The 22,078-nt window shown below is 52.5% G+C and carries 20 protein-coding genes and 7 tRNA genes; 20 read left to right on the top strand and 7 right to left on the bottom strand.

Annotated features, from left to right (window positions below):
• The 19 genes from atpE (at position 1) to E8E00_RS13680 (ending at position 12,020) form a co-directional block, all read left to right on the top strand.
• A complete protein-coding gene (gene atpE, locus E8E00_RS13770; protein ID WP_025672872.1) occupies positions 1-252 on the top strand; it encodes a F0F1 ATP synthase subunit C in 252 nt (83 codons plus the stop codon).
• A gap of 52 nt (positions 253-304) precedes the next feature.
• Positions 305-775, top strand: a complete 471-nt coding sequence (gene atpF, locus E8E00_RS13765; RefSeq protein WP_069590712.1) for a F0F1 ATP synthase subunit B — start codon at positions 305-307, stop codon at positions 773-775.
• Between the two features lie 15 nt (positions 776-790).
• Positions 791-1,324: a F0F1 ATP synthase subunit delta gene (atpH, locus tag E8E00_RS13760; RefSeq protein WP_069590710.1), complete on the top strand. Its 534-nt coding sequence runs from the start codon at positions 791-793 to the stop codon at positions 1,322-1,324.
• A 16-nt stretch (positions 1,325-1,340) separates the two neighbouring features.
• Positions 1,341-2,882, top strand: coding sequence for a F0F1 ATP synthase subunit alpha (gene atpA / locus E8E00_RS13755; RefSeq protein WP_069590709.1), 1,542 nt, complete (start codon positions 1,341-1,343; stop codon positions 2,880-2,882).
• A gap of 46 nt (positions 2,883-2,928) precedes the next feature.
• Entirely contained in the window at positions 2,929-3,795 is an 867-nt protein-coding gene (gene atpG / locus E8E00_RS13750) for a F0F1 ATP synthase subunit gamma (RefSeq protein ID WP_069590707.1), read from the top strand.
• Between the two features lie 36 nt (positions 3,796-3,831).
• Positions 3,832-5,235 carry a F0F1 ATP synthase subunit beta gene (atpD, locus tag E8E00_RS13745; protein ID WP_069590705.1) on the top strand — a complete coding sequence of 468 codons (1,404 nt, stop codon included), beginning with the start codon at positions 3,832-3,834 and terminating at the stop codon, positions 5,233-5,235.
• Positions 5,236-5,254: 19 nt separating this feature from the next.
• Complete coding sequence (locus E8E00_RS13740) at positions 5,255-5,677, top strand: F0F1 ATP synthase subunit epsilon (protein ID WP_077479883.1); 423 nt, start codon at positions 5,255-5,257, stop codon at positions 5,675-5,677.
• A 155-nt stretch (positions 5,678-5,832) separates the two neighbouring features.
• Positions 5,833-7,191: a bifunctional UDP-N-acetylglucosamine diphosphorylase/glucosamine-1-phosphate N-acetyltransferase GlmU gene (gene glmU, locus E8E00_RS13735; RefSeq protein ID WP_096630317.1), complete on the top strand. Its 1,359-nt coding sequence runs from the start codon at positions 5,833-5,835 to the stop codon at positions 7,189-7,191.
• A 119-nt stretch (positions 7,192-7,310) separates the two neighbouring features.
• A tRNA-Gln gene (locus E8E00_RS13730) sits at positions 7,311-7,385 on the top strand.
• 2 nt (positions 7,386-7,387) lie between these two features.
• Positions 7,388-7,464: transfer RNA gene (locus E8E00_RS13725), tRNA-Arg, on the top strand.
• A gap of 42 nt (positions 7,465-7,506) precedes the next feature.
• Positions 7,507-7,591 (top strand) — tRNA-Leu (locus tag E8E00_RS13720).
• A 39-nt stretch (positions 7,592-7,630) separates the two neighbouring features.
• Positions 7,631-7,705: transfer RNA gene (locus tag E8E00_RS13715), tRNA-Gln, on the top strand.
• A gap of 9 nt (positions 7,706-7,714) precedes the next feature.
• Positions 7,715-7,791 (top strand) — tRNA-Met (locus E8E00_RS13710).
• 43 nt (positions 7,792-7,834) lie between these two features.
• Positions 7,835-7,921, top strand: a tRNA-Leu gene (locus E8E00_RS13705).
• 45 nt (positions 7,922-7,966) lie between these two features.
• Positions 7,967-8,051: transfer RNA gene (locus tag E8E00_RS13700), tRNA-Leu, on the top strand.
• 145 nt (positions 8,052-8,196) lie between these two features.
• Positions 8,197-8,964: a DeoR/GlpR family DNA-binding transcription regulator gene (locus tag E8E00_RS13695; protein WP_096630319.1), complete on the top strand. Its 768-nt coding sequence runs from the start codon at positions 8,197-8,199 to the stop codon at positions 8,962-8,964.
• Between the two features lie 9 nt (positions 8,965-8,973).
• Positions 8,974-10,812, top strand: coding sequence for a glutamine--fructose-6-phosphate transaminase (isomerizing) (gene glmS / locus E8E00_RS13690; RefSeq protein WP_096630322.1), 1,839 nt, complete (start codon positions 8,974-8,976; stop codon positions 10,810-10,812).
• 280 nt (positions 10,813-11,092) lie between these two features.
• Positions 11,093-11,464: a helix-turn-helix transcriptional regulator gene (locus tag E8E00_RS13685; RefSeq protein ID WP_069588077.1), complete on the top strand. Its 372-nt coding sequence runs from the start codon at positions 11,093-11,095 to the stop codon at positions 11,462-11,464.
• A gap of 187 nt (positions 11,465-11,651) precedes the next feature.
• Positions 11,652-12,020 (top strand): helix-turn-helix transcriptional regulator, encoded by a 369-nt coding sequence (locus E8E00_RS13680; RefSeq protein ID WP_077456654.1) that lies wholly within the window; start codon positions 11,652-11,654, stop codon positions 12,018-12,020.
• A 49-nt stretch (positions 12,021-12,069) separates the two neighbouring features.
• On the opposite strand, the gene ilvA is transcribed toward E8E00_RS13680, so the two are convergent.
• From ilvA to ilvG, 5 genes are read right to left on the bottom strand one after another with little or no spacing between them, the layout of a single operon-like run.
• Positions 12,070-13,623 carry a threonine ammonia-lyase, biosynthetic gene (gene ilvA, locus E8E00_RS13675; RefSeq protein ID WP_096630325.1) on the bottom strand — a complete coding sequence of 518 codons (1,554 nt, stop codon included), beginning with the start codon at positions 13,621-13,623 and terminating at the stop codon, positions 12,070-12,072.
• 2 nt (positions 13,624-13,625) lie between these two features.
• Positions 13,626-15,467: a dihydroxy-acid dehydratase gene (ilvD, locus tag E8E00_RS13670; RefSeq protein ID WP_077479878.1), complete on the bottom strand. Its 1,842-nt coding sequence runs from the start codon at positions 15,465-15,467 to the stop codon at positions 13,626-13,628.
• Between the two features lie 19 nt (positions 15,468-15,486).
• Complete coding sequence (ilvE, locus tag E8E00_RS13665) at positions 15,487-16,428, bottom strand: branched-chain-amino-acid transaminase (RefSeq protein ID WP_069588071.1); 942 nt, start codon at positions 16,426-16,428, stop codon at positions 15,487-15,489.
• 14 nt (positions 16,429-16,442) lie between these two features.
• Complete coding sequence (gene ilvM / locus E8E00_RS13660) at positions 16,443-16,700, bottom strand: acetolactate synthase 2 small subunit (protein WP_069588069.1); 258 nt, start codon at positions 16,698-16,700, stop codon at positions 16,443-16,445.
• Positions 16,700-18,346, bottom strand: a complete 1,647-nt coding sequence (ilvG, locus tag E8E00_RS13655; RefSeq protein ID WP_096630327.1) for an acetolactate synthase 2 catalytic subunit — start codon at positions 18,344-18,346, stop codon at positions 16,700-16,702. The genes ilvM and ilvG overlap by 1 nt, the downstream gene beginning before the upstream one ends.
• Positions 18,347-18,829: 483 nt before the next feature.
• Between ilvG and E8E00_RS13650 the strand changes: the two genes are divergently transcribed.
• A complete protein-coding gene (locus E8E00_RS13650) occupies positions 18,830-20,353 on the top strand; it encodes a YifB family Mg chelatase-like AAA ATPase (RefSeq protein ID WP_096630329.1) in 1,524 nt (507 codons plus the stop codon).
• Here E8E00_RS13650 and E8E00_RS13645 read toward each other — a convergent pair whose 3' ends face one another.
• Together E8E00_RS13645 and E8E00_RS13640 are read right to left on the bottom strand one after the other, a co-directional pair.
• Positions 20,354-21,055, bottom strand: coding sequence for a thiol:disulfide interchange protein DsbA/DsbL (locus E8E00_RS13645; RefSeq protein ID WP_240531914.1), 702 nt, complete (start codon positions 21,053-21,055; stop codon positions 20,354-20,356).
• Between the two features lie 29 nt (positions 21,056-21,084).
• The gene (locus tag E8E00_RS13640) at positions 21,085-22,065 is read right to left on the bottom strand and encodes a serine/threonine protein kinase (protein ID WP_096630331.1); all 981 of its coding nucleotides are present in this window, start codon (positions 22,063-22,065) and stop codon (positions 21,085-21,087) included.
• Positions 22,066-22,078: the final 13 nt, after the last annotated feature.

The raw sequence follows: 22,078 nt of genomic DNA, 5'->3' as shown, positions 1-22,078 counted from the left end.
ATGGAAACTTTATTGAGCTTTTCTGCAATTGCCGTGGGCATCATTGTAGGTCTTGCTTCCCTAGGTACCGCGATTGGTTTCGCCCTGCTGGGTGGTAAATTCCTTGAAGGTGCAGCACGTCAACCTGAGATGGCTCCTATGCTGCAAGTGAAGATGTTCATCATCGCGGGTCTTCTGGACGCCGTACCAATGATCGGTATCGTAATCGCACTGCTGTTCACTTTCGCGAACCCATTTGTAGGTCAACTGTAATCTGGCTAGTAGCTGAACAGACCCTTTAGCTAATGATTAAGGAGGCGCTGTTGTGAATATCAACGCAACTCTGCTAGGCCAGGCAATCGCATTCACAATCTTTGTGTGGTTCTGCATGAAATATGTATGGCCACCACTGATGCAAGCGATTGAGGAGCGTCAGAAGAAAATTGCTGACGGACTCGCGGCGGCAGATCGTGCTGCCAAAGACCTGGATTTGGCCCAGGCAAATGCTTCTGAGCAAATGAAAGAAGCGAAGCGCGCTGCAACTGACATCATCGAGCAGGCGAACAAACGCAAAGCACAAATCCTCGACGAGGCACGTGCTGAAGCGGCTGCTGAGCGCGACAATATCCTGAATCAGGGTAAAGCCGAGTTGGAAGCAGAGCGTAACCGTGCTCGCGATGAGCTGCGTAAGCAAGTTGCATCGCTCGCTGTTATTGGTGCCGAGAAAATTATTGAGCGTTCTATTGATGAGAATGCTCATAAAGATCTTCTCGATAAAATCACTGCAGAACTGTAATAAGGAGGGGCAGCAATGTCTGAACTGACAACAATCGCTCGCCCCTACGCGAAAGCAGCCTTTGATTTTGCGGTAGAAAAAGGCGAGCTGTCCCAATGGGCAGAAATGCTCGCCTTTACTGCTGAGATTGCCCGTGATGAGCGCGTCCAACATATGCTGGACGCCTCCTATTCCGCTGACAAGTTAGCGGAATTATTTATCGCAGTTGGTGGCGATCAGCTCAACACGTTCGGCCAGAACCTGATTAAGGTAATGGCTGAGAACCAGCGCTTAAAAGCCCTGCCTGAGGTTTGTGAACAGTTCCTGGCCATGCGCCGCGATCTGGAAAAAGAAGCGGAAGTCCAAGTGATTTCGGCGACGGCTCTTTCCGAAGAGCAACAACAAGCCATCAGTGACAAGCTCGCCGCGCGTCTTGAGCGCAAAGTAAAGCTGAACTGTAGTGTAGACGAAGCCCTGGTTGCCGGGGTTGTGATTCGAGCTGGAGACTTGGTCATCGATAACTCAGTAAGCGGCCGTATGCGCCGTCTGAGCGATGCATTGCAGTCTTGATTTGGGGAATTGGAGCATGCAACTTAATTCCACGGAAATAAGCGATCTGATCAAGCAGCGTATCGAGAAATTCGACGTTGTAAGTGAAGCGCGTAACGAAGGTACCATCGTGTCAGTCAGCGACGGTATCATTCGCATCCACGGCCTTGCTGATGCTATGCAAGGTGAAATGATTGAACTGCCTGGCAACCGCTATGCACTTGCATTGAACCTTGAGCGTGACTCAGTGGGTGCGGTTGTGATGGGTCCTTATGCGGACCTGCAAGAAGGCATGAAAGTGACCGGTACAGGTCGCATTCTTGAAGTCCCGACTGGCCCTGAACTTCTGGGTCGCGTTGTGAATACACTGGGTGAGCCGATCGACGGTAAAGGTCCGATCGAAACCAAAACCACTTCGCCAGTCGAAGTGATTGCCCCTGGTGTTATCGCACGTCAATCGGTCGATCAACCTGTTCAAACCGGCTATAAAGCGGTTGACTCGATGATCCCAATCGGCCGTGGTCAGCGTGAGCTGATCATCGGTGACCGCCAAACCGGTAAAACCGCGCTGGCGATCGATGCCATCATCAACCAGAAAGACTCTGGTATTTACTCTATCTACGTTGCGATCGGCCAAAAAGCGTCGACCATTGCGAACGTAGTGCGCAAACTGGAAGAGCATGACGCACTGAAAAACACCATTGTGGTGGTGGCTTCAGCGTCTGAAGCAGCAGCATTGCAATACCTCGCGCCTTACGCGGGTTGTGCAATGGGTGAGTACTTCCGTGACCGCGGTGAAGATGCCCTGATTGTTTACGATGACCTGTCTAAGCAGGCTGTTGCATATCGTCAGATCTCGCTGTTGCTACGTCGTCCACCAGGCCGTGAAGCTTTCCCAGGTGACGTTTTCTACTTGCACTCACGTCTTCTAGAACGTGCGGCACGTGTTAATGCGCACTATGTTGAGCAGTTCACTAAGGGTGAAGTGAAAGGAAAGACCGGTTCGTTGACCGCACTCCCTATCATTGAAACCCAAGCGGGTGACGTATCTGCATTCGTACCGACCAACGTTATCTCGATCACTGATGGTCAGATCTTCCTGCAAACTGAGCTGTTTAACGCAGGTATCCGTCCAGCGGTTGACCCAGGTATTTCGGTATCGCGTGTTGGTGGTTCTGCGCAAACCAAGATCATGAAAAAACTGTCTGGTGGTATTCGTACCGCGCTTGCACAGTATCGTGAACTTGCGGCGTTCGCTCAGTTCTCTTCCGATCTGGATGATGCTACTAAGAAGCAATTGGACCACGGTCAGAAAGTGACCGAGCTGATGAAGCAGATGCAATATGCACCTATGTCTGTGTTTGAGCAGGCGCTGGTGATTTTCGCTGCGGAAAAAGGCTTCCTAGCAGACGTTGAGTTGAACAAAATCGGTGATTTTGAGCGCTCTCTGCTGGCCTTTGCCAAGAGTCAGTACGCTGACCTAGCGGCTCAGATCGATGAGTCTGGTGCTTATAACGATGAAGTTGAAGCACAGCTGAAAAAGCTGTTGGAAGATTTCAAAGCGACCCAGACTTGGTAAAACGTAGGTGACCACTTAGGTGGTCGCCCACTAACGGAGAGTAACTATGGCCGGCGCAAAAGAGATTCGTAATAAGATCGGAAGTGTGAAAAACACACAGAAGATCACTAAAGCGATGGAAATGGTGGCAGCCTCCAAAATGCGTAAAACGCAAGAAGCCATGGAGTCGTCACGTCCATACGCTGTCACTATGCGCAAAGTGATCGGTCATCTTGCACTGGGTAACTTGGAGTACCGCCATCCGTATTTGGAAGAGCGGGAAGCCAAGCGCGTTGGTTACATCATCATTTCTACAGACCGTGGGCTGTGTGGTGGCTTGAACATCAATATGTTCAAAAGCGCTATCAGTGACATGGAAAGCTGGACCCAAAAAGGGGCTGAGATTGACTTAGCCTTGGTGGGCGCTAAAGCGACAGCTTTCTTCAATAGCTACGGCGGTAATGTAGTGGCGCAAGTGTCTGGTCTGGGTGATACCCCAGCACTGGAAGACCTCATCGGTACCGTTGGGGTGATGCTGAAAAAATATGATGAAGGTGAGCTGGACCGCTTGTACTTGGTTTTCAACAAGTTTGAGAACACCATGGTGCAGACCCCAGTGATCGATCAATTGCTGCCTTTGCCAAAGTCAGACGACGAGGAAATGCAGCGCAGCCATGCTTGGGATTATATCTATGAGCCTGAGCCAAAGCCGTTGCTCGATACCCTATTGATCCGTTATGCGGAATCACAGGTGTATCAAGGTGTGGTTGAGAACCTCGCCAGTGAGCAAGCGGCACGTATGGTGGCGATGAAAGCTGCGACTGATAATGCAGGGAATCTGATTGATGATCTGCAATTGGTCTACAACAAAGCCCGTCAGGCTGCGATCACCCAAGAGCTGTCAGAAATTGTTTCTGGCGCAAGCGCGGTGTAAAGGCAAGGGTTAACGAACTAGTTTAGAGGAATAACGATGGCTACAGGTAAGATCGTTCAGATCATCGGTGCGGTAGTCGACGTAGAGTTTCCACAAGACGCAGTACCTCAGGTATATGATGCGTTGAATGTGAAACGTGAAGGCGAGCGTCTGGTGCTGGAAGTTCAGCAGCAGCTAGGTGGTGGCGTAGTCCGTGCCATTGCTATGGGCTCATCTGATGGTCTACGTCGTGGAATCGAAGTAGAAAATACAGGTAAATCAATCGAAGTCCCTGTGGGTGAAGAAACCCTCGGCCGTATCGTCAACGTGCTGGGTGATGCGATTGATGAGCGTGGCGATATCGGTGAGAAAGAGCGTTACTCTATCCACCGTGAAGCGCCAAGCTACGAAGAACAGTCAAGCGCGACTGAGCTTTTGGAAACGGGTGTAAAGGTTATCGACCTTATTTGTCCGTTTGCGAAAGGCGGTAAAATCGGTCTGTTTGGTGGTGCGGGTGTAGGTAAGACCGTTAACATGATGGAGCTTATCAACAACATCGCACTGCAACACTCAGGTCTGTCTGTATTCGCCGGTGTAGGTGAGCGTACTCGTGAGGGTAACGACTTCTACTACGAGATGCAGGAAGCGGGTGTTGTAAACATTGAGAAGCCCGAAGAGTCAAAAGTGGCCATGGTATATGGTCAGATGAACGAGCCACCAGGTAACCGCCTGCGTGTTGCACTGACCGGTTTGACCATGGCGGAAAAATTCCGTGATGACGGCCGTGACGTACTGCTTTTCATCGATAACATCTATCGTTATACCCTTGCCGGTACTGAAGTATCCGCCCTGTTGGGTCGTATGCCATCGGCAGTAGGTTACCAGCCAACACTGGCTGAAGAGATGGGTGTACTGCAAGAGCGTATTACCTCAACCCGTACCGGTTCTATCACCTCGGTACAGGCGGTTTACGTGCCTGCGGATGACTTGACTGACCCGTCACCAGCAACCACGTTTGCTCACTTGGATGCAACCGTTGTTCTGTCACGTAACATCGCGTCTATGGGTATGTACCCAGCGATCGACCCATTGGACTCAACATCGCGTATGTTGGACCCATTGGTGGTTGGTCAGGACCACTATGATGTGGCACGTGGCGTACAGTCTGTGCTTCAGCGCTATAAAGAGCTGAAAGACATCATTGCCATCCTGGGTATGGACGAGTTGTCTGAAGACGACAAACTGACTGTTGCACGTGCACGTAAGATTGAGCGTTTCTTGACTCAGCCTTACCACGTTGCAGAAGTCTTCACCGGCCAACCAGGTGTCTATGTTTCGCTGAAAGATACCATTGCAAGCTTCAAAGGCCTGCTCAGTGGTGAGTACGACGATATCCCAGAACAGGCATTCCTGTACTGCGGTAACATCGACGAAGTGCTCGAAAAAGCGAAAAACCTGTAAGGCTTGAGTAGGAGGCGATATGGCAGCGATAACCTTCCATCTGGATGTGGTCAGCGCAGAGCGACAATTGTTCTCTGGCCGTGCCGAGCACATTCAGGTGACCGGTAGCGAAGGTGAACTGGGTATTCACGCAGGACACACACCGCTGCTGACCGCTATCACGCCTGGTATGGTTCGCATCGTCAAACTAGGCGGTAGCGAAGAGATCATTTATCTTTCTGGCGGTACCCTTGAAGTTCAGCCTGGCACAGTGACTGTGCTGGCTGATACGGCAATTAGGGGTGAAGAGCTAGACCAAGCCAAGGCAGAAGAAGCGAAGCGCCGCGCTGAGGAGCGAATCCATAATCAGCACGGTGACATCGACTTTGCTCAGGCGGCCAGTGACCTGGCTAAGGCGATTGCGAAGCTTCGAGTGATCGAGCTGACCAAGCATAAGCGTTAATCAGGCGCTCACGGTGAAATAAAAGCGACGCGTTGGCGTCGCTTTTTTATTGCCTGTACAAGTGTACTTTTCGGCGGCGATTCGCTCGCAAGCCAAAACGCGTTACACTAAGCGCAATATCATAGACAACTCATCTCTCTTATCACGGAAAGACTATGCAATACAGTGCAGTAATTCTTGCGGCCGGAAAAGGCACGCGTATGTATTCTAATACTCCCAAAGTGCTTCATACTCTCGCCGGTAAACCTATGGTGAAACATGTGATTGACACTTGCCAAGGGCTAGGCGCCGCGTCGATTCATCTGGTTTATGGCCATGGTGGCGATACCATGAAGCAGGTGCTTGCTGATAGCGATGTGAACTGGTGTTTGCAAGCAGAGCAATTGGGGACTGGTCATGCGGTACAGCAGGCGGCGCCGCATTTTCGTGATGATGAGCAGGTTTTGGTGCTGTATGGCGACGTGCCTTTGATTTCAGAGCAAACCTTAACCCGTTTGCTTGAAGGACAGCCTGAGGGCGGGATTGGTCTATTAACGGTGCATCAAAACGATCCGACCGGTTATGGCCGTATTGTGCGTGAAAACGGGGAAGTGGTCGCGATTGTTGAGCAAAAAGATGCCACTGATAGCCAGCTTGCCATCACTGAAATCAATACCGGTGTGCTGGTGGCGACTGGACGTGACTTGCGTCACTGGTTATCGCAGCTTGATAACAATAACGCGCAAGGTGAGTTTTATCTCACCGATGTGATTGCGCTGGCACATCAACAAGGCCGCACGATTCAAGCTGTGCACCCTGTGAATGCGATTGAAGTGGAAGGGGTGAATAATCGTCTACAACTTTCACGCCTTGAGCGGGAATATCAAAAAATGCAGGCTGAACAGTTATTGCTTAGTGGTGTGATGCTCATCGATCCTGCGCGCTTTGATTTGCGTGGCCAACTGCAATGCGGGCTGGATGTCACCATTGACGCCAACGTGATCATCGAAGGCAATGTCACCCTAGGGGATAACGTGACCATCGGTGCTGGCAGTGTGCTGATTGATTGTGAGATTGATGACAATACATTAGTGCGCCCGTACAGCGTCATTGAAGGGGCCAGCGTTGGGGAAGAGTGCACAGTCGGTCCGTTTACGCGGTTACGTCCGGGGGCTGAGCTGGCTCGCGATGCGCATGTCGGCAACTTTGTGGAAATGAAAAAGTCTCGCTTAGGGGAAGGGTCGAAAGCCAATCACCTGACTTATCTGGGTGATACAGAGGTAGGGCGCGGCGTGAATATTGGTGCTGGGGTGATCACCTGCAATTACGATGGCGCCAATAAACATAAAACCGTGATTAAAGACAATGCCTTTATCGGCTCGGACTCTCAGCTGGTGGCACCTGTGGTGATTGGCGAAGGAGTGACCGTCGGAGCGGGTAGTACCATCAGCAAAGACGTCTCCGATGGTCAACTTATCATCACTCGCGCCAAACCAAGGACAATTGAGGCTTGGCAACGGCCGAAAAAACAGTAAAATCACTGTCTGTTGAGCGCGTATCAACGGCTTTTTCACGCAAGCGGCTAAAACTTGCGCGGTTGGTAAAATCAGGTGTTGACTCCCGATAAAAACCAGCCTAGTATACGCGCCTCAGTTGGGGTATCGCCAAGCGGTAAGGCAACGGGTTTTGATCCCGTCATTCCCAGGTTCGAATCCTGGTACCCCAGCCAACGCGTCCGTAGCTCAGCTGGATAGAGTACCTGGCTACGAACCAGGCGGTCGGAGGTTCGAATCCTCCCGGACGCGCCATCTTTCTTCAACTACCATGAAGTCAGATGAACAACTTGGAATGCGGAAGTGGCGGAATTGGTAGACGCACCAGATTTAGGTTCTGGCGCCGCAAGGTGTGAGAGTTCAAGTCTCTCCTTCCGCACCATTATTTGAAAGCATGTGGCGTAAAGCGGCATGACTAAGTTGGGGTATCGCCAAGCGGTAAGGCAACGGGTTTTGATCCCGTCATTCCCAGGTTCGAATCCTGGTACCCCAGCCACTTTAGGTTGGCTACGTAGCTCAGTTGGTTAGAGCACATCACTCATAATGATGGGGTCACAGGTTCGAATCCCGTCGTAGCCACCATTCTTTTCGATTTGTCGCCAAAAGCGGTAAATCACACCGGTTTGCGGCGGTGGCGGAATTGGTAGACGCGCTAGCTTCAGGTGCTAGTGTCCGAAAGGACGTGAGGGTTCAAGTCCCTCCCCCCGCACCAAGACAATTGGTACTCAGCCCGCCCGCTGAGCTATCATAAAAATATGCGGAAGTGGCGGAATTGGTAGACGCACCAGATTTAGGTTCTGGCGCCGCAAGGTGTGAGAGTTCAAGTCTCTCCTTCCGCACCATCTTAGAAGCCCATCAGCTGTTGCTGGTGGGCTTTTTTGTTATTTCTTGTTTATCCGCTTATTTCTCGTCACTTTTTGTGTTCTTTTCTTGATCTTTGATGTGTTTTCACTACCATAAGTTTCGAAACGAAAGTTGGTAGGTTACATGTCGAAACGAAACACGCAACAGCGTCGTCATACCATCGTTACCTTGCTTACCGAGCAGGGCAGCGTCAGCGTTGACGAACTCTCTCAACGCTTTGAAACGTCAGAAGTGACTATCCGTAAGGATCTTGCCGAGCTAGAAAAAAATGGCCTGTTGCTGCGCCGTTATGGCGGAGCGGTGCCTGTGCCGAAAGAAATGGTCTCGGAGCAAGCCGTCAAAGTTTCGAAACAAAAGCAAAGCATCGCCGATGCCGCCGCTGCGCGCATTCGGGACCACAACCGTATTGTGGTCGACAGTGGCACTACCACCGCCGCTTTGATCCCTTTATTGGATAAAAAGCGTGGCCTTGTGGTGATGACTAACTCACTCCAGGTGGCCAATGCCATTCGTGAACTCGAACACGAGCCAACGCTGCTGATGACGGGCGGCACTTGGGATACCCATTCTGAATCGTTTCAAGGCCAAGTGGCTGAACAAACCTTACGTGCGTACGACTTTGACCAGCTTTTTGTGGGCGCTGACGGCATTGATGTGGCGCGCGGTACGACCACCTTTAACGAGATGACGGGCCTGACTCGCGTGATGGCGGAGGTCGCACGAGAGGTGGTGGTGATGATCGAGTCTGAAAAAATTGGCCGTCGGATCCCTAACTTGGAGCTTGCGTGGTCCAGTATCGACACCTTGATCACCGATAATGCGTTGGATGAAGACACTCGGCGCGCGATAGAACAAACCGGCACAGACGTTATCTGTGTAGACAATGTATAAGGACTCACTATGTGTGGAATTGTAGGCGCTGTGGCGCAGCGTGATGTGGCAGAAATTCTGGTTGAAGGCTTACGTCGCTTAGAATATCGCGGATACGACTCAGCAGGAGTCGCCATTACCGATACAAAGAGCGGGCAGATGACGCGTTTACGCCGACTGGGTAAAGTAGCGGCGCTCTCGGACGCAGTGGCTGATGCCAACCCTGCGGGAGGCACAGGGATTGCGCACACGCGCTGGGCAACGCACGGTGAGCCAAGCGAAGCCAATGCGCACCCACACATGTCTGGCGATGATATTGCCATTGTGCATAACGGCATTATCGAAAATCACCACAGCTTGCGCGAACAATTGCAAGCGCGTGGTTATCAATTCCACTCCCAAACCGATACCGAAGTGATTGCTCACCTCGTTGATTGGGAGCGTCGTCAATGTGGCGATCTCCTTGCCGCCTTCCAGCGCACGGTCAGTCAGCTTGAAGGCGCGTATGGCACTGTGGTGATGGATAAAAACCAACCTGAGCGTTTGATTGCGGCTCGTTCAGGCAGCCCATTGGTGATTGGCCTGGGTGTGGGAGAAAACTTTCTCGCCTCTGATCAGCTAGCGCTGCTCAATGTCACTCGTCGCTTTATCTACCTTGAAGAGGGCGATGTGGCGGATATTAGTCGTCGTGAAGTGGTGATTTACAACCAAGAAGGTACGCCGGTTGAGCGTGAAGTGCATGAAGCAAGCGCCCAGTACGACGCGGCGGACAAAGGCCAATATCGCCATTACATGCAAAAAGAGATTTACGAGCAACCGACTGCGCTTACCAATACCATGGAAGGGCGTTTGGGCAACGATCATGTGATTGTGGATGCGATTGGTAACGGTGCTAGCGACATTCTTGCTAAAGCGCAGCATATTCAAATTATTGCCTGTGGTACTTCGTATAACGCGGGCATGGTGGCGCGTTATTGGTTTGAATCGCTGGCAGGGATAAGCTGTGATGTGGAAATCGCGTCAGAGTTTCGCTATCGCCAGTTTGTCACCCGTCCGAACAGTGTATTGATCACCTTATCGCAGTCTGGTGAGACCGCAGATACGCTAGCAGCGCTGCGTTTGTCCAAAGAGCGTGGCTATATGGCCACCATGACCATTTGCAACGTGGCGGGCTCCTCGTTGGTACGTGAATCCGATCTGGCCTTTATGACGCGCGCGGGCGCAGAAATCGGTGTTGCATCGACCAAAGCCTTTACCACCCAGCTTTCTGCCCTGCTGATGTTGGTCACCGCACTGGGTAAAATGCAGGGCACCATCGGATACGAAAAAGAGCGTGAGATTGTCGATGCCTTGCATCATCTGCCTTCAAGCATCGAGCAAGCGCTGACCTTTGATAAAGCCATTGAACAACTTGCGGAAGACTTTGCCGACAAGCATCACTCGCTGTTCTTAGGGCGTGGTGAGTTTTATCCGATTGCTGTAGAAGCCGCGCTAAAGCTAAAAGAAATCTCTTACATTCACGCTGAGGCTTATGCCGCTGGTGAGCTAAAGCACGGTCCACTGGCGCTGATTGATGCCGATATGCCAGTGATTGTGATTGCTCCGAATAATGAGCTGTTGGAAAAGCTTAAATCCAATATCGAAGAAGTCCGCGCTCGTGGTGGTCAACTGTATGTGTTTGCCGATCAAGATGCCGGCTTTACACCGGAAGAGGGGATGAACATTATCGCCATGCCACACGTGGATGACATCATCGCCCCGGTGTTCTACACCATCCCGATGCAGCAATTGTCGTATCATGTGGCCTTGATTAAAGGCACGGACGTCGACCAACCTCGTAACCTCGCTAAAGCCGTTACTGTAGAGTAAACCTGCCTAACATTCACCACGCTCTGACTAGGAGCGTGGTTGATCTTTTATCAATTACTGCCGTTTTGCTACAAAAATGCGATCTGCAGTGATACATTTTGCAAAATGCAAATCATTTTGCACTTAATCTCAGGCATCCCGCCTGAAAATACAAACAGAACGCTGTTCTATACCATAAGTTTATGATTTTTATTGCTTTTAGTCCTGTCTAATAACTTGGCCTGCATTGTGCATAGTCGATGGACAAGTACCAACATTGATAAGTTGTAGAGAGGAAGCAATGATTGACTCTAAAAACCAAGTCGCTAAGCGCATCAAAGAAGCCCGTGAGTGGAAAGGGATCACTCAAGTAAAAATGGCTAAGCTACTCAATGTCGCACGTCAAACTTACTTGGATATCGAAAACGGTAAAACCGAACCGCGTGTACGCATGTTGTCGAACATCGCTGAGCTGACTGAACGTCCATTAGTTTGGTTTGTGTATGGCGATGAAGATGTCGAGATGCACGATGTGCAGTACAAGCAAGATGTGAACCGCTTGTTGGAGCACTTCTCTCGTTTACCGCATGAAGCACGTACGGCGATCTTGAACCAGAGCGTGAACATGGCCTCATTCTTGGTGAACTATTCTAAGGCCGCACAGCGTGCCTAAAGGCCTGCCTGCCTGATTAGATATGCGGGTAAGTGCCTGCTTACTGAGGTAGGCATCAGCAGCGTAGCATCACACTATCGATGACAACGCCCATGATAGGCCCGCCGAGCCATGCATAATGCAAGGTCGGTGATGTGACGGGAGCCGATGTTTAAACGGCCCGGGTAACAGAGATGAGGCATGGACCATGGTGATTTCGACAGCGCGCATGGCGCAACGGATCCGTGAAGCACGGGAATTCAGTAAAATAACCCAAGTAGACATGGCGAAGCGTTTGAATGTGGCGCGCCAAACCTACTTGGATGTGGAGTCGGGAAAGACCGATCCTAAGATTCTCGCGCTCATCACGATTGCAGAGATCACTGGTCGCCCATTTAATTGGTTTATTTACGGTGAAACAGACGAGCGAGATATTGCCTTCTCTCACCGCGATGATTTAGCGGCTCTGACCAGTCTGTTAAGCCAGTTGCCTCAAGTGGCGCGCCAAACGGTGATGGATAATGCCTTATCGATTGCCGAGTATCTGGTATCACTCTCGCCAGATAAGCGCGTCTAACCTCTGTTATCGGCCCGAATCCCCTGTCGGGCCTTTTTGTTTTATTCGCTTAACGGCGAGAGAGAAAGAAGCGATAGGCTGGATTAGCCGTTTCGTCCTTCCACGCATAACCCAGTTCACGCAAATGGGCGGTAAACGCGAGTAAGTCCTGCTCGCCAAGCTCAAATCCACACAGCACACGGCCATAATCTGAGCCATGGTTGCGGTAGTTGAATAAGCTAATGTTCCAGTGGGTGCCCAAGGTTTGCAAAAAGTGCAGTAATGCCCCGGGGTATTCCGGAAACTCAAAGCTATACAGGCGCTCGTTAAGCGGCACCGAGGGTCGCCCACCAATCATGTAGCGTACGTGTACCTTGGCCATCTCATCGTCAGATAAGTCCTCGACCGGATAACCGGCTTGGCGCAAATCATGCAGAATACTGTCGAGCTCTTCTTGCCCGCCCAGTAAACGTACCCCAACAAAAATATTGGCCAACTGGTCGTCGCCATAGCGGTAGTTAAATTCGGTAACCGCGCGGCCACCGAGAATATCGCAAAACTGTAAAAATGCACCGGTTTGTTCGGGGACAGTCACCGCCAGTAGGCCTTCACGTTTCTCTCCTAATTCAGCACGCTCAGACACGTAGCGTAGTGAGTGGAAGTTGGTGTTGGCACCCGACAGGACCGCACCCAATTGCTTGTTTTGTAGTTGGTGCTTATCTACATAATGCTTGAGACCAGCGAGTGCCAAGGCACCTGACGGTTCAGAGATCGCGCGCGTGTCTTCGAAAATATCTTGCACGGCAGCACAAATCGCATCACTTGAGACGGTAATACTGTCGTCCAGATATTGCTGACACAGTCGAAATGATTCGTCACCAATCCGTTTAACCGCCACACCATCGGCAAAGGTTCCCACCCGCTCTAAGGTGACGGGAAAGCCTGCATCCAAGGCGGCACGCAGACATGCGGAGTCTTCTGCCTCCACTCCGATCACCTTGATATTTGGCATAAGCTGCTTGATAAGCACCGCCACACCGGCAGCAATACCACCGCCGCCGACCGGGACAAAAATGTAATCAAGGTGGCTGTTTTGTTGCACCAGCTCCAGCCCGATCGTGCCCTGTCCGGCAATGACCTGCGGATGATCAAAAGGGGGTACAAAGGTATAGCCGTGTTGGTCGGCCAGCGCTTGTGCTTTGCTTTTCGCTTCATCAAAGTTATTGCCGTGTAGGACTACATTTCCCCCAAAGCCTTTAACGGCCTCAACTTTTATGGCGGGGGTGGTGCGAGGCATGACAATGGTGGCTTTGATACCCAGTTTACTGCCGGACAGGGCGACACCTTGGGCGTGGTTACCCGCTGATGCAGCGATCACGCCCGCTTTTTTCTGCGCCTCTGTCAGCTGCGCCATCATGTTATGCGCGCCGCGTAGCTTAAATGAGTGCACGGGCTGACGGTCTTCACGTTTGAGCTGAACCTGATTACCTAAGCGCTCAGAGAGTCGCTTCATGGCCTGAAGTGGCGAGACAGTCGCCACTTCATAGACAGGCGCACGTAAAATATTCCTTAAGTAATCCGGGCCATCCATGGGTTGTTCGGGTGACGTTTGCGCCTGTTGCATGGTTATTCCTCCAACTTACTGCGATCGCGCACTGCCCCTTTATCGGCACTGGTGGCGAGACTGGCATACGCTTTTAGCGCGTAGGAGACTTGGCGTTGGCGGTCTTTAGGCTTCCAACCGCGTGCGTTCACCTCAGCACGGCGAGTGGCGAGAGTGGCTTCATCCACCAGCAGGCTGATTTCGCGGCTAGGAATATCGATACGAATCCGATCGCCATCTTCGACTAAGGCGATGGTGCCGCCATTGGCTGCTTCGGGCGAAACATGGCCGATGGACAGCCCAGATGTCCCCCCGGAGAAACGGCCATCGGTGAGCAGGGCACAGGATTTACCCAATCCCATCGATTTTAAGTAGGTGGTCGGATACAGCATTTCTTGCATACCTGGGCCACCTTTCGGGCCTTCATAGCGGATCACCACCACATCACCCGCTTTCACTTTGCCACCTAAAATGGCATCTACCGCGCTGTCTTGGCTTTCAAACACGACCGCGGGGCCTTCAAAGGTCAGTATGCTTTCATCCACCCCTGCGGTTTTGACGATGCAGCCGTTCAAGGCGATGTTGCCTTGTAGCACGGCAAGTCCGCCATCTTGACTAAAGGCGTATTCATGGGCACGAATACACCCGGATTGGCGATCATCATCCAGGGTATCCCAACGGCAACGTTGCGAGAACGCTTGGGTGGTGCGGATGCCTGCGGGACCGGCGCGATAAAAAGACTTCACGTCCTCATCATCGGTTTGCATGATGTCATACTGAGCGAGCTGTTCCTCGAGGCTCATCCCCAGCACGGTTTGTTGTTTGACATTGAGCAGGTTCGCGCGCTGCAGCTCCCCAAGAATGCCCATCACCCCCCCAGCGCGGTGTACATCTTCCATATGATATTGCTGGGTTGACGGCGCGACTTTGCAAAGGTGAGGTACTTGGCGAGACATGCGATCGATGTCATCCATATCAAAATCAATCTCGCCTTCTTGCGCAGCGGCCAGCAGGTGCAACACCGTATTGGTGGACCCACCCATGGCAATATCCAGCGCCATGGCATTTTCAAACGAGGCGCGATTGGCGATATTGCGCGGTAGGATGCTGTCATCGTCCTGCTCGTAGTAGCGCTTGGTCAGACCCACAATGCGTTTACCGGCGTTGATGAATAATTGCTCACGGTCGGCATGGGTGGCGAGCATGGAACCATTACCCGGCTGGCTCAGCCCCAGCGCTTCGGTCAAACAGTTCATCGAGTTGGCGGTAAACATGCCAGAGCACGAGCCACAGGTTGGGCAAGCGGAGCGTTCGATTTGCTCGCTTTGCTCATCGGATACGTCCGGATTGGCGCCTTGCATCATGGCATCGACCAAATCGAGCTTGAGGATTTGATCGGACAGTTTGGTTTTGCCCGCTTCCATGGGGCCGCCCGACACAAAGATCACTGGGATATTCAGGCGCATAGCGGCCATCAGCATGCCCGGAGTGATCTTGTCGCAGTTGGAAATACACACCATGGCGTCGGCACAATGCGCATTGACCATGTACTCCACGGAATCGGCAATGATCTCGCGCGACGGCAACGAGTAGAGCATGCCGCCGTGACCCATAGCGATACCGTCATCGACCGCGATGGTATTGAACTCTTTGGCGATACCGCCGGCTTGCTCGATTTCTTTCGCCACCAGCTGGCCCATGTCTTTGAGATGGACATGACCGGGAACAAACTGGGTAAAGGAGTTCACCACGGCAATAATGGGTTTGCCAAAGTCGTCATCTTTGACGCCAGTGGCGCGCCATAACGCGCGCGCCCCTGCCATGTTGCGACCGTGGGTGGTAGTAGCGGAACGATAGGTTGGCATAATTACGGCTCCTTTGCCTTTATTCGCTGTGCTGAGGGTTAACGGGGTCAAGCCAGCCCCATTTGTCGTCGGTGGTACCATCAAACAAGCCGAAAAAGGCTTGTTGTAACGCGGCGGTGATCGGGCCTCGTTGGCCTTCGCCGACCGTGATTTGGTCGACGCTACGTACGGGCACAATCTCGGCCGCGGTGCCAGTCATAAACACCTCATCGGCCAGATAAAGCGCTTCGCGTGCAATCGGCTCTTCGCGTACGGTGTAGCCCTGTTCTTTTGCAAGGGTGATGATCGAGTCACGGGTGATCCCTGGCAAAATCGCGCTGGTGGCGGGGGGGGTACTGATCACGCCATTTTTGATCACAAAGAGGTTTTCTCCCGCGCCTTCGGACAAAAAGCCGCGTACATCCAGAGCAATCCCTTCGGCGTAACCATGGCGGCGAGCTTCGCCTCCTACCAGTAGGGAGGATAAATAGTTTCCGCCAGCTTTAGCGGCGGTGGGGATGGTGTTTGGGGCGGCGCGGTTCCAGCTTGAGATCATCGCATCTACGCCTTGGGCCAGCGCATCTTCACCGAGGTAGCTGCCCCAACTGAACGCGGCAATGATGACATCCATTTCTGTATCGACAGGCGGACAAACGCCTAAACCCACGTTACCCACAAAGCCTAATGGACGGATATACGCCGAGCGTAGTTGGTTAACGCGCAGGGTTTCGCGGCACCCTTCCATTAGGGCATCGACACTAAAGGGGATCGGAAAGCGGTAGATTTTGGCAGAGTCTTTTAAGCGCTGCATATGCTCACGATGGCGAAAGACCACCGGGCCGTTTGGGGTGTCGTAACAACGGATCCCCTCAAAGACGGAAGTACCATAATGCATCGCGTGAGTCAGTACGTGCACAGTGGCATCCTGCCAAGCGATCATTTCACCGTTAGACCAAATGTAATCAGCGGTATTTGTCGACATGTTATTTTCCTTTTTTATGCGCGTAGGGAATGTGATTGGGTTGAGGGAGTGAGTACCTCAACCACGTCCCATAGCTTAGTCAGTTGTGGTCGCAAGGTCTCGATCGCGCGTTGGCTTTCGACGGTCACGTCAAAGATTACCTCGCCCGCCGCTGTGGGCATGGAGACATTGAGCTGACGCACGGTAAAACCACGGTGACGGATCACGCGCAAGATGCGCTCCAATAATTCTGGACTGTGGGTAGCGTGAATCGAAAATTGGTGTTGTGTCATCAGCTTTGCTCCATCATTTGTTGGTTGGCCGCACCGGGTGGCACCAGTGGCCAAACATTTTCCATTTCATCGATAGCAACGTGTAGCAGGTAAGGACCGGGATGGCCCATCATCATGGTCAGCCCAGCATGTATTTCTTCTTTGCAGCGGATACGGTGTCCCGGTATGTCAAAGGCGCGCGCTAAGGTGAGAAAATCAGGGTTGTCAGATAAATTGGTCTCGCTGTAGCGCTGATCAAAAAAGAGCTGTTGCCACTGGCGCACCATGCCTAAGCGTTGATTGTCGAGCAGGATGATTTTCACGCCGATGCCTCGGCGTTTTAAGGTGCCAAGCTCTTGGATATTCATCATAAATGAGCCATCACCGGTCACCAGCACCACTTCATCGTCGGGGCGTGCGATCTTCGCACCCATCGCGGCGGGTAAACCAAATCCCATGGTGCCAAGCCCTGCCGAGGTCAATAGGTTTTCGGGCTCGCTAGGCGTCACATGCTGGGCGACCCACATTTGATGCTGACCGACATCGGTGGCGATCACGGTTTGTTCCGGCATGCTGTCTGATAAGGTTTTCAGTAGCGCGGGCGCATAAATGGCATCGCCGGGATGGTCGTAACGCCATGCATGCTGCTGTTGCCAGTGGTGTACTTGCTCTCGCCATGCTGGTGAGGTGTGGGGCGTGGCGAGCTTGGGTAAGACGGTATTCAGCTCTGCGCAAACCGGTGCTTGTGCGCGGCGCAGCTTGTTTAATTCTGCGGCATCAATATCCACATGCACTACCTTTGCGTGAGGAGCAAAGGTATCGAGCTTCCCGGTGACGCGATCATCAAAACGGGCCCCGACAGCAATCAACAAATCACATTGCTGTACCGCAAGGTTGGCGGCTTTGGTGCCGTGCATACCCAACATGCCTAAATAGTGCGGGTAGTCTTTGTTGACGGTGCCTAGCCCTTTAAGGGTGCTGACAACGGGCATTTGACTGCGAGTAAGATAGTCACGAAGCGCCGCCGTTGCTTTGCCTAACACCACGCCACCACCGACATACAGCATAGGGCGCTCGCTGTTTTGGATAAGCGCATTGGCATGTTCGAGCGCGACAGCATCCAGAGGGACGCCGGTGGGTGCAGGCACTGAGGCCTCACGGGGCGCAGGGATCAGCGCTTGCTGTACGTCTTTAGCAATATCAACTAACACAGGCCCCGGGCGGCCTGATTGCGCCACGACGAACGCCTTTTCGAGCGTGGCGGTGAGGTCAGCGGGATCTGTGACCAAAAAGCTATGTTTGGTACAGGCCAAAGACAAACCTAAGACATCAATTTCTTGGAAAGCATCCGTGCCGATTAATGGGCTGGCCACTTGGCCTGTGATGGCGACCACTGGGACGGAGTCCATCATGGCATCGGCCAATCCGGTGATCAGATTCGTCGCGCCGGGGCCAGAGGTCGCTAGGCAGACGCCGGGACGCCCGCTAGCACGGGCATAACCGATGGCGGCCATGGCAGCGCCTTGTTCATGGCGACATAAAATGTGTTCGACGCCGCCGTCGTATAGCGCATCATAGACTGGCATGATGGCGCCACCGGGATAACCAAATACCGTTTCAACGCCTTGCTTACGTAAGGCTTCCACAACCCATTGTGCACCTGTCATCGTCGCCCCTCCCCGAATGAACGGGGAGGGCAGGTGTGCGAATAGTCAGTGTCTGCGCTCTCCATTTTTGCTGCTTCCGTTTTTGTGTGGCTTGGCCACATGAATGAAAAAAGCCCCCGAACCTGGTTGGGTGCGGGGGCTTGGTTGCGATGTTTGCTGCTGTGTTTCGCGTACCTACACCCCTCGCGGTAGAATGACCACGATAAGGCGAATAATGAGGACGGTAGCGAAGTTTGGCATTTGTCTGTCTTTTCTTGTCGTTAGTCGCCCATTTTGGGGCGTTTTGTTAATTATGTTTTTGTTTGCGCCTGCTTGTTACAGGTCAGTCATGAACTCGATCTAGCGCCGAGTCTCATGTTTAATTGTTGTGCATTTGTAGTGGTATCACAGACCTCACTCGCATGACAAGAAAAAATTACTCTGAATCACAAATTCTCTCGTCACCATAAGCGCAAGGTTTCATAGTAATAGCAGGATAGAGTCATGGCGCTAGCGATTGTGCATAGCCGAGCGTGTGTCGGGGTAGAGGCTCCCAATGTGACGGTTGAAGTCCACATTTCCAATGGATTGCCCGGGTTTGCGCTGGTGGGGTTACCGGAAACCACGGTCAAAGAAGCGCGCGATCGGGTCAGAAGTGCCATTGTGACCTCCAATTTTGAATTCCCATCACGGCGTATTACTGTCAATTTAGCACCGGCGGATTTACCGAAAGAAGGAGGGCGTTTTGATTTGCCTATCGCGCTTGGCATTTTGGTCGCCTCTGGGCAAATTCCAGCGAAACGGCTGCATGAATTTGAGTTTCTCGGTGAGCTGGCGTTATCCGGGCAGTTGCGCCCCGTCAAAGGGGCATTACCAGCTGCACTTGCCAGCCAAAAAGCGCAGCGTGCGCTCGTGGTTCCTGATGATAACGCTAGCCAAGTGGCGTTGGTGGACAGCGAGCGCCACGTGTCAGCGCCTGATTTAATCGCAGTGTGTCAGCACCTAGCTGGTCAACAGAGTTTGCAGCTTAACGCGACACCACATAGTGATACGACGCCGGCGCCAACCCGCTGCTTACGTGACATCATCGGCCAACAGCAAGGCAAACGCGCGTTAGAAATCGCCGCCAGTGGTTCACATAACTTGTTGTTTGTTGGACCGCCGGGAACAGGAAAAACCATGTTAGCGTCGCGCTTGTGCGACTTGCTTCCTCCCATGAACGACGAAGAAGCGTTAGCTTCCGCCGCGGTCACGTCATTAACCCAGCAACCTTTGCATGAGGGAAACTGGCGTCAGCGACCGTTTCGCAGTCCTCATCACTCCAGCTCTATGGCGGCGCTGGTCGGGGGCGGAACGGTCCCGCGTCCCGGGGAGATCTCATTGGCGCACCAAGGGGTGCTGTTTTTGGATGAAATGCCAGAATTTGAGCGTCGTGTGCTCGATGCGCTTCGCGAGCCGCTGGAGTCGGGGGAAATTATTATCTCGCGTGCTAACGGTAAAACCCGTTTTCCCGCCCGTTTTCAGTTGATTGGTGCATTAAACCCGAGCCCGACAGGCCATCATGAAGGCGAGTTGGCGCGCTCTAATCCACAGCAAGTGTTGCGCTATTTGGCGCGTTTATCTGGCCCTTTGCTGGATAGGTTTGATATGTCAATTGAGATCCCGGCATTGCCGCGCGGGATGCTATCGAGCGGTGGCGACCGTGGTGAATCAACCGCAAAGGTACGGGAAAGAGTTGCGTGTGCCCGTGCGCGTATGTTGGCGAGACAAGGGAAAGTGAATGCGTTACTCAGCAATCGCGAAATGGAGGAATATTGTCAGCTTGCGCAGGCGGATGCCGCATTTCTCGAACAGGCATTGCATCGATTAGGACTGTCTGTGCGGGCATACCATAGGATCATTAAAGTGGCGAGGACGATTGCCGATCTGGCCGAAGCGGAGGCGATAAGCCGCCCTCACCTTGCTGAGGCCTTAGGGTATCGGGCGATGGATGGCTTACTTCGCCATCTCAACGCCCAAGTCAGTTGATTACTTCTGGCTTAACAGGAAGTTAATCAGTTGGAAGTACTCTTCAGGGGTTTCGACGGTTTTCGGTGTCACGTGATATTTACCGTTCACGATCACCGCAGGCACGCCGCGTAGGCCGGCTTTTTCAAAAGATTGATCAAATCGTTTGGCCATCGAGTTGGCGGCAAAACTGTTGTAAGCCGAATCGAATTCTTTGCCGTCGACACCGTTGTCGACAAACATCTGGCGAACGTCATCTAGCGACTTAGGCGCATTTTGGGCCACATGAATACGGTCAAAAATCACCGGGATCATGGTGTCTTCAACGTTTAAGACCACGGCGGTTGCATAGGCGCGTGTGACCACTTCACCCATGTTGCCGCCCATGAAAGAAACGTGATTTTTCACTACTTTGGCATTATCAGGCACTTGCTGCTTCAACTGCTGAACCAGTGGCTCAAATTGGAAGCAGTGCGGACAGTAAAACGAGAAGAACTCGGTCACCGTTGGGGTATCGGTCGCTGCGGTGTCTAGGATTTGATAATCCTCTCCCGCCTTGAAGCGGCCGGGTTTGGCGGCGGGGACGTCGATTGCTTCTGCTGGCTCAGTTTGGGATTGGGTTTGCGTCGTGGCCTGTTGGCTTGTCGACTCGACATTTTCAGGCTCAGAGCAGGCCGCAAGGCCGAGTACGAGCAAGATAGGAAGCAGTTTTTTCAGCATCATTGAATGACTCTCCGTTATCGGTTGAACGCTTACGGGTACAAGGTAAGCGATGGCGCTTGTAAGGCGGCAAGCTGCTCTTTAAAAGCAAGCACCTGACTTTCCCAGTATTTTGCCTCAGCAAACCAAGGGAATGCACGTGGAAATGCCGGGTCTTGCCAGCGTTTTGCTAACCACGCCATATAGTGCACCATTCTCAGACCACGTAATGGCTCGATCAGTTGCAATTGGTCAGCGGGAAATTCACTGAACTCACGATAGCCGTCGGCAAGGGTATCGAGTTGGGCTAGCTGATCGGCACGGCTGCCGTTTAAAAACAACCACAGATCTTGAATCGCGGGGCCATTACGGGTGTCGTCAAAGTCGACAAATAACGGGCCATCGCGCCATAGAATATTGCTGGGATGGCAGTCGCCGTGCAAACGGATAATCGGCCAGTGGGTATGCCACCTTTCGCTAATGGCATCGATCAATCGGTCAAGATCGGAGAAAAAGGTCGATTTAATCCCATCGGGGATCAGGCTCGCATGAGTCAATGCTTGGCGAGGTTGATAGAGGTGGGTGTCGAGATCAAATCGCGCACGTGCCTGAAAAGGTCGAGCGGCACCGACTTGGTGAATACGGCCAAGATAGCGGCCAACCGCTTCGAGCTGGTCCCAGTTATCGACTTCAAAGTTGCGCCCACCCACGCTGGGAAACAATGCAAAACGGTAGCCGTTGAAATGAAACAAGCTGGTCCCTTCGCGAACAAGCGGGGCAACGACGGGAACCTCTGCGTCGACTAACTCTTGGCAAAACGCATGTTCTTCAAGAATTTGCTCGTCTGTCCAGCGCGCAGGGCGATAAAACTTCACCACGTAGCGCTTGCTATCGTCGGCAACAAATTGGTAAACCCGATTCTCGTAGCTGTTCAGTGCAAGTAAACCCGATTGTGGGTAAATCCCTACCGACTCAATGGCATCCAGTTGATGCTCAGGGGTGAGGGTGTGAAAATCAAAGCCAGGTTCAGTCATGGTTTGCTACTCA

The organism is Salinivibrio sp. YCSC6 (assembly GCF_004916735.1).
Classification (GTDB): domain Bacteria; phylum Pseudomonadota; class Gammaproteobacteria; order Enterobacterales; family Vibrionaceae; genus Salinivibrio; species Salinivibrio proteolyticus.
Note: the sequence above shows the minus strand (reverse complement) of the source record. Positions and strands in the feature narration are given on the sequence as shown.

Bases quoted from the DNA above. Each gene is read 5' to 3' on its own strand.
- atpE (WP_025672872.1), top strand. From the start codon at position 1: ATGGAAACTTTATTGAGCTTTTCTGCAATTGCCGTGGGCATCATTGTA.
- atpH (WP_069590710.1), top strand. From the start codon at position 791: ATGTCTGAACTGACAACAATCGCTCGCCCCTACGCGAAAGCAGCCTTT.
- atpA (WP_069590709.1), top strand. From the start codon at position 1,341: ATGCAACTTAATTCCACGGAAATAAGCGATCTGATCAAGCAGCGTATC.
- atpG (WP_069590707.1), top strand. From the start codon at position 2,929: ATGGCCGGCGCAAAAGAGATTCGTAATAAGATCGGAAGTGTGAAAAAC.
- atpD (WP_069590705.1), top strand. From the start codon at position 3,832: ATGGCTACAGGTAAGATCGTTCAGATCATCGGTGCGGTAGTCGACGTA.
- E8E00_RS13740 (WP_077479883.1), top strand. From the start codon at position 5,255: ATGGCAGCGATAACCTTCCATCTGGATGTGGTCAGCGCAGAGCGACAA.
- glmU (WP_096630317.1), top strand. From the start codon at position 5,833: ATGCAATACAGTGCAGTAATTCTTGCGGCCGGAAAAGGCACGCGTATG.
- E8E00_RS13695 (WP_096630319.1), top strand. From the start codon at position 8,197: ATGTCGAAACGAAACACGCAACAGCGTCGTCATACCATCGTTACCTTG.
- glmS (WP_096630322.1), top strand. From the start codon at position 8,974: ATGTGTGGAATTGTAGGCGCTGTGGCGCAGCGTGATGTGGCAGAAATT.
- E8E00_RS13685 (WP_069588077.1), top strand. From the start codon at position 11,093: ATGATTGACTCTAAAAACCAAGTCGCTAAGCGCATCAAAGAAGCCCGT.
- E8E00_RS13680 (WP_077456654.1), top strand. From the start codon at position 11,652: ATGGTGATTTCGACAGCGCGCATGGCGCAACGGATCCGTGAAGCACGG.
- ilvA (WP_096630325.1), bottom strand. From the start codon at position 13,623: ATGCAACAGGCGCAAACGTCACCCGAACAACCCATGGATGGCCCGGAT.
- ilvD (WP_077479878.1), bottom strand. From the start codon at position 15,467: ATGCCAACCTATCGTTCCGCTACTACCACCCACGGTCGCAACATGGCA.
- ilvE (WP_069588071.1), bottom strand. From the start codon at position 16,428: ATGTCGACAAATACCGCTGATTACATTTGGTCTAACGGTGAAATGATC.
- ilvM (WP_069588069.1), bottom strand. From the start codon at position 16,700: ATGACACAACACCAATTTTCGATTCACGCTACCCACAGTCCAGAATTA.
- ilvG (WP_096630327.1), bottom strand. From the start codon at position 18,346: ATGACAGGTGCACAATGGGTTGTGGAAGCCTTACGTAAGCAAGGCGTT.
- E8E00_RS13650 (WP_096630329.1), top strand. From the start codon at position 18,830: ATGGCGCTAGCGATTGTGCATAGCCGAGCGTGTGTCGGGGTAGAGGCT.
- E8E00_RS13645 (WP_240531914.1), bottom strand. From the start codon at position 21,055: ATGATGCTGAAAAAACTGCTTCCTATCTTGCTCGTACTCGGCCTTGCG.
- E8E00_RS13640 (WP_096630331.1), bottom strand. From the start codon at position 22,065: ATGACTGAACCTGGCTTTGATTTTCACACCCTCACCCCTGAGCATCAA.